Origin of the sequence: Formosa sediminum (genome assembly GCF_007197735.1) — a bacterium.
GTDB lineage: Bacteria > Bacteroidota > Bacteroidia > Flavobacteriales > Flavobacteriaceae > Formosa > Formosa sediminum.
This window is the reverse complement of sequence record NZ_CP041637.1, coordinates 3,783,304-3,802,252: the sequence shown is the minus strand read 5'-3', so window position 1 is coordinate 3,802,252 and position 18,949 is coordinate 3,783,304. Positions and strand designations below refer to the sequence as shown.

Below are 18,949 nucleotides of genomic sequence, written 5' to 3'. Positions count from 1 at the left end.
AGCTAAATCTATTAGTAATTCAAATATTGATGAATGTAAAATAGTGTCCAAAAAAAGACTTCTAAAATTCAGTTAAGAAACTAATTAATCTAAATAATATTTTTATGATTACACAAATTACTAAAAAAAAGATTTTATTATTACCGTTATTAGCCTTTTTTGTTTTTAGCCAAATCTCGTTGGGTCAAAAAGATTCAAATAAATATGACATAAAAACAAAGCATGGAACATATAAAGTAAATGCTTTTAAAGATTCTGATTTTCAGCCACTGCAGGGTGCTGAGTTCGAAGGAAAATATTTTCGTTTAGTTCAATTTTATGAAATTCCAACAAATCAACAACGAAAATCTTGGGAAAAACAAGGATTGATTCTCGTAGATTACTTGTCGGCAAATACCTATTATGTAAGTGTAAATAAGGAATTTTTTATTGATAAACTCAAAGGAATAGTACGTGCTATCATGCCTGTTGATGGACAATATAAAAAGGAAGAAGCTTTGTATGAAGAAGAGGCTTTAAAAGCAACTGAAAAGCCTAATAGTAGAAGGGAGTATGTAATTAGTTATTATAAAGGTTTAGATTATAATGATGTGAGTTCAGATTTACAATCTAAAGGTGTTCAAATTGTGGCACATAGAGATTATTCCTATCAGATAGATGTGATTTTTAGTGATTCGCAATTAGAAACCATAACAAATTCCCCATATGTACAATTTATAGGATTAAAACAAAGAGATTTTGTTAATGAAAGCTTAGATTATAGAAATTCTACATCACGTGTTAATTATTTAAATACAGGTTATAATGGATTAAATTATAATGGATCTGGTGTGGTTATAGGTCATGGTGAAGGGGAAATTGTTGGAGATGATATAGATTTTAAAGGAAGGGTTACTGAAATAAGAACTTCTAATACTGGAGAATCTAATGATCATAAAATTAACGGTATGCAAAATATGGGAGGAGCAGGTAATCTTGATCCTACAAACCGAAATAATGCATGGGGAGCTACTTTACTTAGTCTAGGGAATTCACCTGACTATACTGGTCTTTATAGTTCACATAATTTACGATATACCAACCATTCTTATGGTGTGGCAGGAGTTCAGGGAGGATATGATTCTCGTGCCAGAGAGCACGATCTTAGAATTGAAAGCTTGCCAAATCATATGGTTTCTTATTCTTCAGGAAATTTAGGGAGTTCTACAGGAATTTCTCCTTATACATTTTCTAATTGGGCAAATATTACAGGATCTTTTAAAGAAAGTAAAAATCAGATTACTGTTGGAGCGATATCTCCAGAGGATGTGATTGAAAGTTTTAGTAGTCGTGGCCCAATGTATGATGGGCGAATTATACCTCAATTAGTAGACGAAGGCGCTGATGGAACTTCCTTTTCATCACCTAAGGTTATTGGACAATTTGCTGTTTTAGCTCAAGCATATAAAGATAAAAATGGGGGAACAGAACCTGCATCTTCACTTTTAAGAGCTGTAGTTATGAATACAGCCGATGATTTAGGGAATTCTGGTCCCGATTTTATTTATGGTTATGGACGGCCAAATTTAAGAAGAGCTTACAATATTATAGATAAAAATCAATTCATTACAAGTACTGTCGAACATGGAGTGATTAATAAACATAATATAGCAATTCCTGAGAATGTTAAGCAAGTACGTGTAATGATTGTTTGGCCAGATGTTGCTGCATCAGTGAATGCAGAAACAGCAATTGTTAACAATCTTAATTTATCTTTAACCGCTCCTTCTTCTACAACTTACAATCCGTGGGTGTTAGATAGTAGCCCTTCAATAGCAAGTCTTAGCGCTCCTGCAACTCGAGGTATAGACAATTTAAATACTATAGAACAAGTCACTGTAGATAATCCATCAGCAGGTTCTTGGACGCTAAATATAGATGGTAATAATGTGCCTTTAGGCCCTCAAACTTATTATGTAGTATATGAATATGTGTATGATGAGCTTGAAATCGTTTTTCCTTTAGAAAACCAAAAATTCACCCCTGGTGAGACTTATTATGTAAGATGGGATAGTTATGGAGATACAGGTGCTTTCAATATTTCATACGAGCTTAATAACAGTGGTACATGGGTTGAGCTTGAAAATGCTTACGATGCATCAAAGAGGGTCTACAAATGGTTGGCTCCAGATGTTTCAAATGGAATTAATACGATTAGATTTAAAGTGGAACGAAATTCATTATCATCAATTAGTGGTGTTAATCAAATTGGTGAAACACCTGAAAATTTTAGAATAACAAAAGTCTGCGATGATGTTGTCTCTTTTAAATGGTCTGAAGTTCCTGGTGCGACTGCTTATAAAATCTATAGATTAGGAGCAGAATATATGGAAGAAATCAGTTCAAATATTACGTTTTCTGGAAATAGTGCAGAGCTAATAGGACAAAGTACAGCCGACAACGAATTTTATGCAGTTAGTGCTATTACAAACACTGCAGAAGGACAAAGGAGCCTTGCCATACAAAAAACAGCAGGATATATTAGTTGTAATACACTGAGTTGGGTTGGAACAATATCTTCAGATTGGTTTGATGATGCCAATTGGTCTTCTGGAACTATCCCAACAAGTGTAGACGATGTCGTAATTCCCTCATCAGCACCTAATCAACCTGAAATTGCTGCCGATGGTGCCATTTGTGGAGCGATAACAATTGATTCTGGAGCTAGTTTAACCATGGATGCAACAACAGCTTATACGTTATCTGTTTCAAAAGATTGGATCAATAACGGAACATTTACTAGTGGCGTAGGTACCGTAGATTTTATAAACACCACTTCTTATCAGGAAATTTCGGGAACATCCACAACAAATTTTTATATATTAAAAGTAACCAAAGGAAGTAAAGATATTATTCTAGAGGTAAATTCTCTAATAACACTTGATGCATCTTCAAATCCGTTGGTGTTAACATCTGGAACCTTTAAGCTTTCTAGTGCCTCTACCATAACGCCTTTTACATCGGCTGTGGCATTAACTTCAAGCAGAGGCTTTTGGAATAATGGAGGTACAGTTAGTACTGGAAATTTTACTTGGACGCTTAATTCTGGATTATTAAAAATTTCTGGAGGAGTTACCAATATTGGTACAGGAAGTAATAATAGAATTAATTACCTTAATGATGGAGAGCTTATTGTTGAAGGAGGAACTTTAAATGTAGGTGGTCGAATAAGTCCAAATAGTAATAATTCAAGTGTTACATATACACAAACAGGAGGTGTTGTAACTGTAAATATTGTAGGGAATACAAGTACCTCTAGAGCACCTTTTGAAATGGGGGTTAATGCTGATTTTACATTTAATGGGGGTACTATTATAATTAAAAAGCCTTCACCAAATTATGCAGATTATGTTAACCTATCTAGTTCCAATGCTGTTAGCGGTGGTACGCTTCAACTGGGAGACCATACAACCGACGCAGGAAAAACATTTAGGCTAGACAGTAGTGCTCCAATTTATAATTTATATTTAAATGGTTTTAATGAACCTAATATACAATTGGTTGATAATGATTTATATGTAAGTAATGACCTTACTATTTCAGGAGGGACTTTAGATGCTAATGGAAAAGATATTATAATAGAAGGAGACTGGACAAATAATGGTTTGTTTTTACCTAATGAGGGTAAAGTTACGTTTGCAGGAACTGCTAATCAGTTAATCACAGGAAGTACTACCTTTTACAATTTAGAGCTCACTAATAGTTCAGGTTTAACACTGGTAAATACAATAAATATTACCAATGACTGCTTAATTTCAACAGGTATAATAGACTTGGGAACAGCTCTTTCACATTCAACAAATACGCTAAACTTTTCGGATACTAAAGCTGATTCTGGTTCTTGGGGAAGTAGTTTATCTCTGGCTTCTCATAAGGACGACTCTTATTTTAGTGGAACAGGTATTATTAATGTAAATCAAGGAACACTGAGTGTAACTACGCCTGTATTAAATGAGAATAACATAATAGTTTATAAGAATAATAAAACTATATATGTAAAATCTTCAATAACTACAATTAATTCTATTAGAGTTTTTGATTTGTTAGGACGATTAGTAGTAGATCAAAAAAATGTAAATTCGAATACAGCTACTATAAATATGATTAGTGATACTAATCAAGTGTTTATAGCGCAAATAACTACTGTAGACAATAAAAAGGTTGTTAAAAAAATTGTGAATTAGATAATGTGTAAGTATAAATTAGCCACTTAATTAAGTGGCTAATTATCTTTTTTTTAATTACTTTTTTCGTGTATTAAAATATCTTCGTTATTTTGAATCTTATATAAGCCATGAGCAGAAGTTTTATTACATCTCTTAATTGTAGACTTTATATTAATTAGATTTATTATCATCAGTTCTAAAATTTACCTCAGTAAAATACGTGTAAAAAATAATGTGTTTATGTTTCTTATTATTAGATAATAAGAAATCTATGCAATGCAATTATTAAAATAAAAAGTATTGATTTTGGAGTGTTTTTTAAAAGAGGTTATGTTCTCCTACGTTATCTTAGATTTATATTCTTTAACACAGAATTAAATATTTATAATCCAGAAGTACTTTGTGTAATTTAAAAGAATAGAGTTTAATCACTAATTAATTATTATATATAAACTAAATAAGGCAGGTATATTTATAGAAATATACCTGCCTTATAAATACTATATTAAAGCAATAAGATTTATTATATATTAATTTTTCATAACTTTTTTAGATTCTATAATTTCACCATTTTTGTTAAATAGCATTATTACATATATCCCATCTTCAATACTAATATCATTTAAAATTTGACTATCAGAAGAATTTATATTTGATTTCTCATATACTAATCTACCATAAATATTAAATATTTTTATAGACTGATCTGCTGTTGTGTTAGTATTGTCATCTATTTTAACGATTAAGTTAGTTTTAGACGAATTAGTATATGCTACAATAGAAGATTGAGAGCTTATATTTGATGATGTAGGTAAAAAGTCAGGACCTTGACCATCATTATAATCAGAGCCATTACCGTCTTCACATTTTGCTCTAATTTGCCATTCGTAGCTAGAACTAGTGTTAACGTCAGTTAACGTTACATTTCCTGTTTTAATACTCTCAACGTATCTCCAATCCGAATCTCCTGTTTTTTTATAACGTACATTATAGTGGTTTACACTTGAAGAGTAATCCCAATTTAAAGTAACACTATTACTAGTTAAGTTACTAACATATAATCCTGTTGGTGTGTCGCTACATGATTGTACTACAGTGTTTTGGTTTGAAGAAGTAGGTAGGAAGTCAGGACCTTGACCATCATTATAATCAGAACCACTACCGTCTTCACATTTTGCTCTAATTTGCCATTCGTAGCTAGAACTTGTATTTACATCAGTTAACATTACATTTCCTGTTTTAATACTCTCAATGTATCTCCAATCCGAATCTCCCGTTTTTTTATAACGTACATTATAGTGGTTTACACTGGAATTATAATCCCAATTTAAAGTTGCACTATTATTGGTTAGGTTACTAACGTATAATCCTGTTGGTGTGTCGCTACAAGTTGTTGAAGATGGGCTTGATGTTGTTTCAAAATTAGGACCAGGAGCATCTAAATAATTCGAACCATTTTCATCAGCACATTTCGCTCTAATTTGCCATTCGTACTCTGCATCTTCATTTAGGCTTGTTAAAGTAACACTTCCTGTTCTAATAGAAGATTTAGTAATCCAAGTAGAATTACCTACTTCTCTATATCTAACATTATAGTGATCTATAGTAGTATTAAAATTCCAGCTTAAAGTTGCTTCAGTTTTCGATACATTCGTTACTGTTAATCCTGTAGGAGCTGTTGCATTACAGCTTGTTTCAGTCTCTGTTGTTGTAAAGTTTGAACCTTGAGCATCTGAGTAATTAGAGCCCGTTTCATCGGCACATTTTGCTCTAATTTGCCATTCGTACTCTGCATCTTCATTTAGGCCTGTTAAAGTAACACTACCTGCTGTAATAGATGATTTAGTAATCCAAGTAGAATTACCTACTTCTCTATATCTAACGTTATAGTGATCTACAGTAGTATTAAAATTCCAGCTTAAAGTTGCTTCGGTTTTCGATACATTCGTTACTGTTAATCCTGTAGGAGCTGATGCATTACAGTTAATTGGAGTGATAACAGGTTCATCGGCATGATCAACATACATATCATAAACAACAACTTCTCCATAGTTATCTGGATCGTCAGTATCATCGCCTTCTTTTGAAGGATTACTTTGGGTGTAATTACCAACTTTAAAATAGGCATCATCATATTCAATATCCATCAATACCGCATTCCCATTATCTTTTACTAAATAAGAAGATGCAGTTCCGTTTTGGTATGCCGCTTTCAAATTACCATCTTCACTATAGTATACGTAATGTTTATCATCAAGTACTTCAAAAATAACTTCATGTAAAGTTCCTAATTCATAATTATTAGTTATAGTTACATTACTTCTTAAAACACCTCCATTAAAATTTAAAAAAAGATGCTTACCCTCTAGTCTTACAACCAAAGCATCATCAATTCCATCAGATTTGTTACCATGAATTTGTGTTGCTACTAATTTGTTTACATTAATAGGTAAGTGCGTAATTGCTTGTTTTACGTAAATAACATGTCTACCTTCTGTAGTCCAGTATTTATCAGAACCACCATCAATTTCTCTTTCTCTTAATTCAGAACGTATATTACTAGAATTTGGAGTAGTACCATTATCAGATCGTATAGGGGCATAAAATACTATTCCATCATTTGAAGAATTTACATAAAAAAACTCGTTGTTATCTTCTCCGCATAACGTTTTATCTTCATCACTTGTTGGATAAGTAATTTTCCATTGTTCGCAATGCGCATAAGTTGTATTATTTTCTGTGTTAGAATTCCATGCATTTAATAAGTCAGAGGGCACCAAATTACTTTGAGCATTCACTTGACTAATAAATGTAACCGAAAACATCAGACCAGTTATAAAACATTTTAATAGTTTCCTCATGTGTCTTGGCACTCGTAATTTTTGTTTCATTTTGTAGGTTTTAGTTATTTATATATAATGATTTACGATGAAATTCGTTTTTTGGATGACGAAATTCATTTTTTTTTGTTTTTTATTAACACAAGTCTTAAAAAAAACATAAAGTTTAGGTTGATATGAGGTAATTAATTCGTGCTGTTTAATCGTATATTTAAAGAACAGATGGATTTAAAATCAAAAAAAAATATAATTCCTCTACATGAAATTTATCACTTCTCTTTTGTAAGTGTCCTTTAAAACAAAAGGCTGTCTTGTTAGATCTAATTTTTAGTTTAAATTCGTTGTCTTGTCTTGAAACGTGAATACGTACGTATTATAATTGCATTTTCAGATAATTTACATGCGTTATTTAATTAAGGGTATAATTAGATAATAATAATTTTTAAGTCATTATAAATACATAATCTATTGATGAATTCAATTATCATTATTGTAATTATTTTAGAACGTATTTTTGCTTTATACTTTAAAAAAGCATATATTTTTTATGAATCATAAACTCATAACAGAGGTGTGAAAATGTTGTTTCTGTTCTTTTACTAAAATTTCTGATTGCTTTAGTTTACGTTGTTAAATCTTGTTGATTTTTTTGACATTTCAATTTTGATATTACTATGTGTTATATTTAAAGTAAATATTTAGTTTATAAATATTCTTATAATTATGAATGAGGAAAAAAAATTAGGGATCACTTTCTTGATAAGATCAGTATCCATTTTGGGTATAAGAGTAATTTTTCAAGGATATATGAGTATATAATAATATAATCGTACATCGCTCTAATTACACTATGTGTAAATAAGATTTTGTATGTTTATTGCAAATTATTAGATTTAGTATCTTATTAAATATGTATTTTTTAGTTATAAAAAACACATAATACATAGAATCATTATTAATTTTAATGTTTTTTTTGTGAAATTTAAACTTTTTTAAACATTTCTATCCTGCTGAACAATCTATGACAATCTATAAAACACTTCTATTAGCAATTCTATTTAATGTAGTGAATCCAATATATGCTTCTAACGAATTAGATTCGTTAATTGTAAAATTGGAACATGAAATGGCTAAAAGAGATATTTACGATCAAGCCAAAGAACAGCGTATTACCAATCTAAAAGTACTTTTTTCTGAACCAAATGTATCACTAGAAAATCAATATTTCTTAACTAAAAAGTTAATCAACGAATATGAATATTATAGTTTTGATTCAACACTCTATTATATTGAAGAGAATTTAGCCATTGCAAAAAAAATTGGTAATTCTTATTTTATAAACGAATCTACTTTAAGGCTAGCGAAACTTTTGGCGACATCTGGACGGTACGACGAATCTATAAAATTACTTGAAGACATCTCGTCTAAAAATCTATCTGATGAATTAATTAGAGAATATTATTCTACATATAAACGATGTTATTCAGAGCTTAGAACCATTTCTACCGTTAAAAACATCAGTGAAAAATATAATAAGCTTTATTATGTGTATAAAGATTCTTTAAATGCACAAATTTCTAAACTCGATCCAAATTCTGACTTGTATTTAAAATTAATTGAACAAAACTATAGAGATGTCTATGATAATAAAAAAGCTTTAGAAATTAATACAAAACGACTGTCTTTAGCAAAAATGGGAACGCGAGATTTTGCAATGGTAGCTTTTGATCGCTCTTATATGAGTTATGAAATAGAAGGAAATAGAATAAATCAAAAAAAATATTTGATTTTATCTGCGATCTCGGATATTCAAGCTTCAGTAAAAGATAATGCCTCAATGTCAAATTTGGCAGTTATACTTTTTGAAGAAGGAGATGTAGATAAAGCCCATAATTACATTAGTTTTACTTTTGAAGATGCCAAATTTTACAACTCTAAATTACGATTTTTAGACATATCAAATGTACTACCAGTAATTGCAAAATCGTATGAAATCAAAAATGTAAAGCAGAATAATCGACTTAAAAAACAAATCATTTTTATTAGTATACTCTCACTAATTTTAGCCTTGGCTTTATTTTTTATTTTTAAACAATTCAATAAAATAAAGTTGGGACGCGAGCATTTAAAAACTGCTAATTTGCAATTAAAAGATCTAAACGAACAATTAAATAACTCTAATAACGATTTAAAACGATTATATAATGAATTGTCTGCTGTAGATACTATTAAAGAACAATACGTTGGGACATTTTTAAATCTATACTCCGAGTATATAGACAAATTAGATAACTACAGAAAAAATGTTCGAAAATATATTGTAACCAATAAAACTAATGATTTGCTAGAATTGGTAAAATCTAAAAATATTGTAGACGACGAGTTAAAATTATTCTATACTAATTTCGATAAATCGTTTTTACACATCTATCCAAACTTTATTGAAGGATTTAATGAGTTGCTAAAAGATGAAGGTAAAATTGTGATTAAAAAAGAAAATACCTTAACGGTAGAATTACGAATTTTTGCTTTAATTAGATTAGGCATTGTAAATAGTTCTAAAATCTCTAAAATCTTAAGGTACTCAGTTAACACTATTTACAATTATAGAGTTAAGGTAAGAAACAATGCTAAAGATAGAGAAGAGTTTGAGGATATGGTAAAAAAAATAATGTAATTTTAGTATTAAATCATAATAGGGTCTTTAAAATTCACTTTTTATTAATCTAGTTTAGGTAAAATATCTCGTTTTGTCTTTGTTTTTATAACAATTTTACTACTTTTTTTTCAATTTATAAAAAATCTAAATATTTGTTTTACAGTGTTTTAATTGTTTTTTTAGCTATATTAAATCTACTTATTTAGTACATAGGGTTGTACTTTGTTTATGACTTGGTTTAATTTGTTTCATGCTTCAATGATTTGATGGCTACAAACGAAACTAAACTAAAACATGAAAAAAAACAATTTGAAACTAAAGTCGTTCGCGATTTTATTTATTCTTTCAACATGGTTTTCTTTTGCTCAAGAGATAACTATAAATGGAATTGTAAATGATGAAACAGGATTCCCTATTCCTGGTGTAAACGTAATTAAAGAGGGAACTAGTGAAGGCACAGTAACCGATTTTGATGGTGCATTTACTATAAATGCAGAAGTAGGAGACATCTTATCTTTTAGCTATATTGGATACGCTACTCAAGAAGTTGTTATTAAAGACAGTGCTGCATTAACAATTTCTTTAAGCGAAGATTTGTCTGAACTGGATGAAGTTGTAGTTGTGGGATATGGTACTCAAAAAAAGAGTGTTGTTACCGGAGCTATTTCTGGAGTTAAACAAAGTGAACTTGAAGATTTACCTATAACAAGAGTAGAGCAAACCTTACAAGGTAGAGTATCAGGTGTAACCATTGCTGCTAACTCAGGACAACCAGGTTCATCTTCTACAGTAAGGGTTAGAGGAGTTACTACATTAGGTAGCAACGAACCTTTGTGGGTTGTAGATGGTGTTGTGGTAGATTCTGGAGGTATAGGGTATTTAAACCAATCAGATATAGAATCTGTAGAGGTGTTAAAAGATGCTGCATCTCAGGCTATTTACGGTGCCCGTGCTGCAACAGGAGTGATTCTTATTACTACCAAAAAAGGAAAATCTGGAAAACTAAGTGTAAATTATAATGGGTATACAGGAATATCATCTGCTGCGAAACAATTAGATTTATTAAATGCAACAGAATATGCTACATTATTAAATGAGAAATCTGTGAATGGTGGAGGTGGTATATTATTTTCAGATCCAGCCTCGTTTGGTAAAGGTACCGATTGGCAATCTGTAATTTTTAACGATAGTGCTAAAAGAGTGAGTCATGAATTTAGCTTGAGCGGAGGTAACGATATTTCTAAATTTTATGCTTCATTTGGATATACGGATCAAGAAGGTATAGTCTTGAGTGACATCTCAAATTATACAAGAAAAAATATTCGATTAAATTCAACACATAATATTACTGATAAAATTCGTTTCGGACAGACGGTTGCATATTCAAATGAAAAAACCAAAGGTATTGGAAATACTAATAGTGAGTTTGGAGGCCCTTTGTCTTCTGCCATAAATTTAGACCCGTTAACACCTATTGTAGAAACAGATCCCGTCCTAACCAATCAAGCACCTTATACAAATAATGGAATTTGGAGAGATTCTAACGGAAACCCTTATGGGATTTCTAGCTTAGTTGCACAAGAAATGTCCAATCCATTAGCATATCAACAAACCCAAATGGGAAATTATAGTTGGGCAGATAATTTTGTAGGAAACGCATATCTTGAATTTGAACCTATTGAAGGCTTAAAATTTAGAAGTACTTTAGGAGGAAAATTAGCGTATTGGGGAAGTGAGAGTTATACGCCAGTGTCTTATTTAAATGCTTCATTAATAACAACACAAAATAACATATCAAGATCTACAAATAAAGGTTTTGGTTGGAATATTGAAAACACGTTATCTTATGAAAAAACGTTAGGAAACCATAATTTTAGTGTCCTACTTGGTCAAGGTGCATATGTTGACAATATTTCCTCTGGAGAAACAGTAACTTATTTTGATATTCCTGTAGATAATTATAAGGATGCATCCTTTAATTATAGTGTGTCAACAGACCAAATTACAGCTTCTGCCTATACGGGTAATGAGCACAAAGTAACCTCATTGTTTTCTAGATTAACTTATAATTATAGTGAAAAATATTTGCTAACAGCAATTATGAGACGCGATGGATCTTCACGATTTGGAGCCAATAATAAGTATGGTTTTTTTCCATCGTTTTCGGCAGGATGGGTACCTTCTAAAGAAGATTTTTGGAAAGATAATGACGTAGTAAATCAGTTAAAAATTAGAGGAGGATATGGGATAACTGGTAGTGATGCTATTGGAGATTTTCAATATTTATCAACCGTAAGTGGTGGTAGAAATTACACTATAGGAACCTCTGGATCGGTAGTTATTGGTAATAGTCCAGACGCACCATCTAATCCAGATTTAAAATGGGAAGAAACAAGTCAGCTAAATATTGGTTTCGATACCAGATTATTCAATAATTTTTCAGTAGCATTTGATTGGTATAAAAAAGAGACTACAGGTATTCTGCAAAGTGTTACTATACCGGGATATGTTGGGGCAGTAGGAAGTCCTACAGGTAATGTTGCCGACATGGAGAATACTGGTATAGATCTAGAATTAGGATACAGTAAGAGCTTTAATAATTTTAATTTATCACTAAACGGTAACGTGTCATTCTTAGAAAATACGGTAACCTTTTTAGGTAATGGGGTAGAATTTCTGTCTGGAGGAGAAACCATTCAATCCAGTACTTATCCTATTACAAGAACACAAGTAGGGCAACCAGTTAATTCGTTTTATGGTTTTAGAACCAATGGTATTTTTCAAAATCAAGCAGAAATTGATAACTATGTTAATTCTAATGGAGTCGTAATTCAACCCAATGCTAAACCAGGAGATTTTAAGTGGAAAGATTTAGATGATGATGGCAATATAGATTCAGATGATAGAGATTTTTTGGGTAGTTCCATACCAAAAATAACCTTCGGATTTACTGTAAATATGGATTATAAAAATTTCGATTTAATGGTATTCTGCCAAGGGGCTAGTGGTAATAAAATTTTCCAAGCTTTAAGAAGATTAGATGTAGAAAATGCTAATTACCAAACGTCGGCTTTGGGTAGATGGGTTGGCGAAGGTACATCTAATTCATATCCAAGATTAACCACAAACGATACTAATAATAACTTTTCTAATCCTTCAGATTTTTATCTAGAAGATGGTGATTATTTGAGATTTAAGACCATACAAATAGGGTATACGCTTCCATCGGAAGTATTAAATAAATATGGTGTAAGTAAATTAAGAGTTTACCTCACTTCAGAAAACCTATTAACATTTACAAAATATAGTGGTTATGATCCTGAAATAGGTGGAGGTGTTCTAGGTATAGACCGAGGTTACTATCCACAAGCTGTTACAAACCAAATAGGGATTAACTTACAATTTTAAAATTTATAGAGATATGAAAAAATTAAAAAATATATGGAGTATGAGTATGGTTCTGCCAATAATCATACTTATGGTATCTTGTAGTGAAGAATTTTTAGAAGTTGAACCTAAAGGTACGACTTTAGAAGAAAATTATTACTCTAATGAGGATGAAGCTTATTCTGGTCTAGTAGCTGTTTACGATGTTATTGGTAAGCAATCTCGAGGATTTGAAAATATGATAGCATTATTAAATTCGGGGTCAGATGATCATTATGCAGGAGGAGGTAGTTCTTCAGATGGTCCTCAATTTCAGGCATTTTCTAATTACACCATAAGCGAATCAAACGTTGCAACAAGTTATTGGAGTGATTTCTATCAAGGAATCTTTAGAGCAAATACCTTATTAACTAAGTTGCCAGATGTAGATATGTCAGAAGAGACAAAGGCAAGATTTACGGCAGAAAGTAAAGCATTAAGAGCTATTTATTATTTTGAATTAGTAAGGCTTTTTAAGAATATCCCTTTAATTACATCGCCGCTAAGTACAGATGAAATTTATAATGTAACACAGGCAGATCCTAGCGATGTTTATGCACAAATAGAAACCGATTTACTTGACGCTATATCAGACCTTCCTGTAACTTTGGATTTAGCTAGTGAAGCGGGACGTTTAACACAAGGTGCTGCTATTGCGCTTTTAGGTAAGGTATATTTATATCAAGGTAAAAATGATGAAGCAGCTTCACAATTTGCAGAGGTAAATGGTACGCCTGGCACAACAAGTCCTTATGGGTATAAATTACTAGATAATTTTTCTGATTTGTGGGTAGTTGGTAATAATTATCACAGTGAGTCTATAATTGAAATTGCACATACAGATAAAAGTAATGCCGATTGGTGGTTCTGGGGTGCTAGTGATGATGAAGGGAATAGTCTAAATGTTATGGTTGGGCCAAGAGGGTATATTCGTACACAAGGTTCTACTGCTCCAGATTATGCAGCCGGATGGGGATTTAATATCATAACTCAAAGTTTATATGATGCGCTTGAAGGTGACCCAAGATTTGATGCTACTATTGAAAATATACAAGCTTATGAAGATGCTGGACAGGTACAATACGAAGCTAGTTATCAAAACACAGGGTACTTTCTAAAAAAATTCATGCCATATACATCAGATAGGTCAACTGGTGGTGGTGCTACTGAATTGAATTACAAACAACATACGTATATGATGCGTTTAGCAGATACATATTTATTAGAAGCAGAAGCTCTAGGTGGTGTTGGACCACGCGCTCAAGCTTTACTTGATGCTGTTAGAGCAAGAGTTGGTTTACCTTCTGTTCCTGTATCCCTAGATGCTATTATGAACGAACGTCGTTTAGAATTGGCTGGAGAAGGACATAGATGGTATGATTTAGTAAGAACAGGTAAAGCAGCTACTACTTTAGCAAACAGAGGTTTTGTGGCTGGTAAGAATGAAATTTTACCAATTCCTTTGTCAGAATTGGAAAATACACTACTGGTTCAAAATCCAAATTATTAACCCTTAAAATAAAATTATAATGAAAGTAAATTTAAGATTAAAAAAGGGTTTAAAGTATGTTGCTCTTGTGTTATCACTATTTATTGTAGCCTGTCAACCTGATGAAGTTGGAGATGGTAACGGAATCACAACTTCAGATTTAGATGCCGGATTTACAGTTACTGAGGTGGCTGATGCCAATAATACCTATTTATTTACAGCTAATGGAAGTTATATCTCCTCGAGTTGGGACTTTGATAATGGTTCAGGTTTTGTTTCAGGGCGTACTAATGAAGCGGTTTTTTATCCAGATGCAGGCACCTATAACGTTATGCATAAAGTTACCGGTATAGGTGGTGTTGCTGAAACATATAGTCAAACTATTGAAGTAGAAACTTCAGATCCAATTGCCGGAAATTTAGTGAAAGGTGGAAGTTTTCAAGATGAGATAGATCACTCAGAATGGACCATATTAAATATTAGTGGAGGAAATGCAAACTGGATATTTAATGAAGGCAGTGCGACTATTGTTGCGAGTGATTATAATCAACAAGCAATTTATCAGGCCATAGAGGTTGTTGCTGGAAAAGAATATCAAATAAATATGATTGTTTCTGGAGATGGTAATGATGAGGCTTGGTTTGAAGTTATGGCAAGTACCGTAGAACCTATACAATGGAATGATTATGCTAGTAATGTAGTTATGGGACTTAATACATGGTCTGGTTGTGGAGCAGGAACATTTAGTGGATTGTTATCTACAGTAGGATGTGTAGATAATTCATTTACAAGTTCAAGAAGCAATACAGTTACGTTTGAGACTTCAGGTACCATATATCTAGTCATTAAATGTGGTGGTGGTACTGTACCTGGGTATACAATTACTAATGTAGAAATGAGAGGTACAGGTTCAAACTAGCTTACACAATATTTGTTGTTGGTTGAAGTATGTTTGTTTAGATTTTAAGGTCCATGTTCGGTAGTGGATATGGACTTTAAATTAAAATCACAACACTTTGTATACCCTGTATTTACATTTAATAGTTCAGATAATTAATCTCATATCACACTTAAACAAAAAATGACACTTTTAAATCGATTACTAAATCTGTATAAATCTAGACGTATGGGTAAATGCATTGTATTATGTACTTGCTTTACGATACTTGTAAATTGTGCTTCAGATGATTCAAACTCTAATAGTGAAGATGTAATTGATACTAATCCAACAATAGCTTACAGTAATGTAAACCTTTATTTAACAGAGGCCGATAAATCAGAGTTGTTTAGCTTACAGCCAACAAATCCTCCTTTATTTTCAGAAAATATAAATTTCTCCATAACGGTTGACCCTAATGTAACGTATCAAGAAATAGATGGTTTTGGGTTTTCGCTAACCGGAGGAAGCGCAATGCATTTAAATAATATGTCGTCTACTGAAAGAGAAATTGTTTTAAATGAATTATTTAATGAAGACAATTTAAGTGTGAGTTACTTACGTGTAAGTATTGGGGCTTCCGATTTAGATGCAAAGCCCTTTACCTACAACGATTTGCCAAATGGAGAAACCGATGAAAACTTGGAACAATTCTCCATCGCTAAAGATCAGGAACATCTTATCCCAATATTAAAGGAAATTTTAGCAATACATCCAGATATTAAAATAATGGGTTCGCCTTGGTCAGCTCCCTCATGGATGAAATCCAATAATAATTCCATTGGCGGAAGTCTGAAACCTGAATATTATTTAACCTATGCCAATTATTTTGTAAAATATATTCAAGCCTATCAAGCAGAAGGAATTGCTATAGATGCTGTAACTATTCAAAATGAACCCTATCATGATGGTAATAATCCAAGTATGTATATGGAATCTACCGAACAGGCATTATTTATTAAAGATTTTTTAGGTCCAGCTTTCCAAGCCGCCAACATAGATACTAAAATTATAATTTGGGATCATAATGCAGATAATACGGCGTATGCTACAAGTATCCTAGATGATGCTGAAGCAAATCCTTACATCGATGGTTCTGCATTTCATTTATACGCCGGATCCATCAATAATCTTAGCAATGTGCACAATGCCCACCCAGACAAAAACTTATATTTTACAGAACAATGGGTTGGTGCTAATAGTGATTTTGGCGATAATTTACTTTGGCATACCAGAGAATTAATAGTAGGAGCAACCCGAAATTGGTGCAAAACGGTTTTAGAATGGAATTTAGCATCCAACTCTAATTTAGAGCCTCATACTGAGGGAGGTTGTACCGAATGCTTAGGCGCATTAACTATAGATGGTAATACCGTTACTAGAAATGTAGCGTACTATATTATTGCTCATGCTTCAAAATTTGTAAAACCTGGATCGCATAGAATAACTTCAAACTATTCAGATGAGTTACCAAATGTCGCTTTTATAACACCAGACGGAGACATTGTTGTCATCGTAGTCAATAATACACAAATCGATAAATCATTTAACATAAAAACCCCTGGAGAATCTATTTCAACCTCTTTAAAGGCTGGAGCTGTTGGTACCTATGTTTGGTAAAACGTTTCTAAAAAATTAATAATGAAAAAAATATTCTTAGGCTTTATTCTTATGTACTTGGGCTCAGCACCATTACATACTATTGCTGCGCAGCACTTTTTACATACTGATGGGCAAAACATAGTGGATGGTAATGGGAAAAATGTGCTGTTACGAGGTTTAGGCCTTGGTGGCTGGATGGTACAGGAAGGCTATATGTTACAAACAGGAAGTTTTGCAGGACCACAACATGAAATCAAACAACATATAAAAGACCTTATAGGTGATGAAAAAACAAAATTATTCTATGACGCCTATATAACTAATGGTGTTACTAAAAGAGATATAGATTCGCTTGCCGCTTGGGGATTTAATTCAGTAAGGTTACCCATGCATTATAATTTATATACGCCACCCATTGAAGAGGAAAAGAATAATGAAATCACTTGGATTGAAAAAGGATTTCAAATGACCGATGATGTATTAGAATGGTGCAAAGCAAACCAAATGTATCTTATTTTAGATTTACATGCCGCACCAGGTGGTCAAGGAAACGATGCCAATATATCGGATTACGATTCCAGCAAACCATCACTATGGGAAAGCGAAGCTAATCAGAAAAAAATGATAGCCTTATGGAAAAAACTTGCAAATCGGTACAAAGATGAATCATGGATTGGAGGGTACGACATTATTAACGAGCCAAATTGGAATTTTACGGGCGAGAATAAAAATGGTTGTGATGAAACATCAAATGCACCGTTAAGACAGCTAATGGTTGATGTTACCAAAGCCATCAGAGAAGTAGATACCAATCATATCATTTTTATAGAAGGAAATTGTTGGGGAAACAACTACGAAGGTATTTTACCAGTTTGGGACAATAATATGGTGCTGAGTTTTCATAAATACTGGACCTACAATACCACTGCATCCATTCAACAATTTTTAGACTATAGAGAGCAATATAATGTTCCCATTTGGTTGGGCGAAAGTGGCGAAAATTCTAATGTATGGTTTAAAGAGGCCATTAGTTTAGTAGAACGACACAATATTGGCTGGGCGTTTTGGCCCATGAAAAAAGTAGATAATACAGCAGGCGTAACTTCAGTTACTAAAAATACTGGCTATGAAACGTTGCTTAATTATTGGAAAAATGGAGGCGATAAACCAACTGAAGATTTTGCATTTAACGCGTTAATGCAATTGGCCGAAAACTACAAAATGGAACAGCTAACCATAAAACCAGATGTTATTGACGCCATGTTTAGGCAAGTTCAAACAGATACTACTAAACCCTTTAAAAAACACAGCATTCCAGGAATTATGTATGCAACCGATTACGATTTAGGTACTAATGGTCATGCCTATTTAGATAACGATTATATCAATTATAGAATAGATACCGGTAAACCCGTGACTTGGAATACAGGAAGAAAAATGCGTAATGATGGTGTGGATATCCAAACTTGTAAGGACCAAAAATCAAATGGGTATCAAGTTTTTGACATTCAGGATGGAGAATGGTTGCAATATACTGTAGTCGTAGAGCGTGAAGGGACTTATACTATTTATATAAGATACTCGAGTAATGCTACACATGCATCTTTTCATTTAGAAAATAATAAACAACAAATAACTAAGAATATTATTTTACCTAAAACAACAAATAACAACCATACCATCTATAAAACCATAACCGTTAAAAATATCAAATTATCTAAAGGTGAACATAAAATCAAATTGGTTTTTGATAACGGTGGAGCAATTATAAACTATCTAGAATTTAAATGA

8 protein-coding genes are annotated in these 18,949 nt (G+C 32.2%); 7 read left to right on the top strand and 1 reads right to left on the bottom strand.

Annotated elements, in window-relative coordinates; translation table 11 throughout:
- The first annotated feature begins 104 nt into the window (after positions 1-104).
- A complete protein-coding gene (locus FNB79_RS16550) occupies positions 105-4,223 on the top strand; it encodes a T9SS sorting signal type C domain-containing protein (protein WP_143382419.1) in 4,119 nt (1,372 codons plus the stop codon).
- A 512-nt stretch (positions 4,224-4,735) separates the two neighbouring features.
- On the opposite strand, the gene FNB79_RS17490 is transcribed toward FNB79_RS16550, so the two are convergent.
- Positions 4,736-7,096, bottom strand: coding sequence for a fibronectin type III domain-containing protein (locus FNB79_RS17490; RefSeq protein WP_143382418.1), 2,361 nt, complete (start codon positions 7,094-7,096; stop codon positions 4,736-4,738).
- Positions 7,097-8,066: 970 nt separating this feature from the next.
- On the opposite strand from FNB79_RS17490, the gene FNB79_RS16540 reads away from it, so the two are divergent.
- The 6 genes from FNB79_RS16540 to FNB79_RS16515 all read left to right on the top strand — a co-directional run bounded on the left by FNB79_RS16540 (position 8,067) and on the right by FNB79_RS16515 (position 18,949).
- Positions 8,067-9,722, top strand: coding sequence for a DUF6377 domain-containing protein (locus FNB79_RS16540; RefSeq protein WP_143382417.1), 1,656 nt, complete (start codon positions 8,067-8,069; stop codon positions 9,720-9,722).
- Between the two features lie 276 nt (positions 9,723-9,998).
- Complete coding sequence (locus FNB79_RS16535) at positions 9,999-13,112, top strand: SusC/RagA family TonB-linked outer membrane protein (RefSeq protein ID WP_143382416.1); 3,114 nt, start codon at positions 9,999-10,001, stop codon at positions 13,110-13,112.
- Positions 13,113-13,125: 13 nt separating this feature from the next.
- Positions 13,126-14,640, top strand: a complete 1,515-nt coding sequence (locus FNB79_RS16530) for a RagB/SusD family nutrient uptake outer membrane protein (RefSeq protein WP_143382415.1) — start codon at positions 13,126-13,128, stop codon at positions 14,638-14,640.
- 19 nt (positions 14,641-14,659) lie between these two features.
- Entirely contained in the window at positions 14,660-15,538 is an 879-nt protein-coding gene (locus tag FNB79_RS16525) for a PKD domain-containing protein (RefSeq protein ID WP_143382414.1), read from the top strand.
- Between the two features lie 162 nt (positions 15,539-15,700).
- Entirely contained in the window at positions 15,701-17,176 is a 1,476-nt protein-coding gene (locus FNB79_RS16520) for a glycoside hydrolase family 30 protein (RefSeq protein WP_246073297.1), read from the top strand.
- 21 nt (positions 17,177-17,197) lie between these two features.
- Positions 17,198-18,949 carry a cellulase family glycosylhydrolase gene (locus FNB79_RS16515; protein WP_143382413.1) on the top strand — a complete coding sequence of 584 codons (1,752 nt, stop codon included), beginning with the start codon at positions 17,198-17,200 and terminating at the stop codon, positions 18,947-18,949.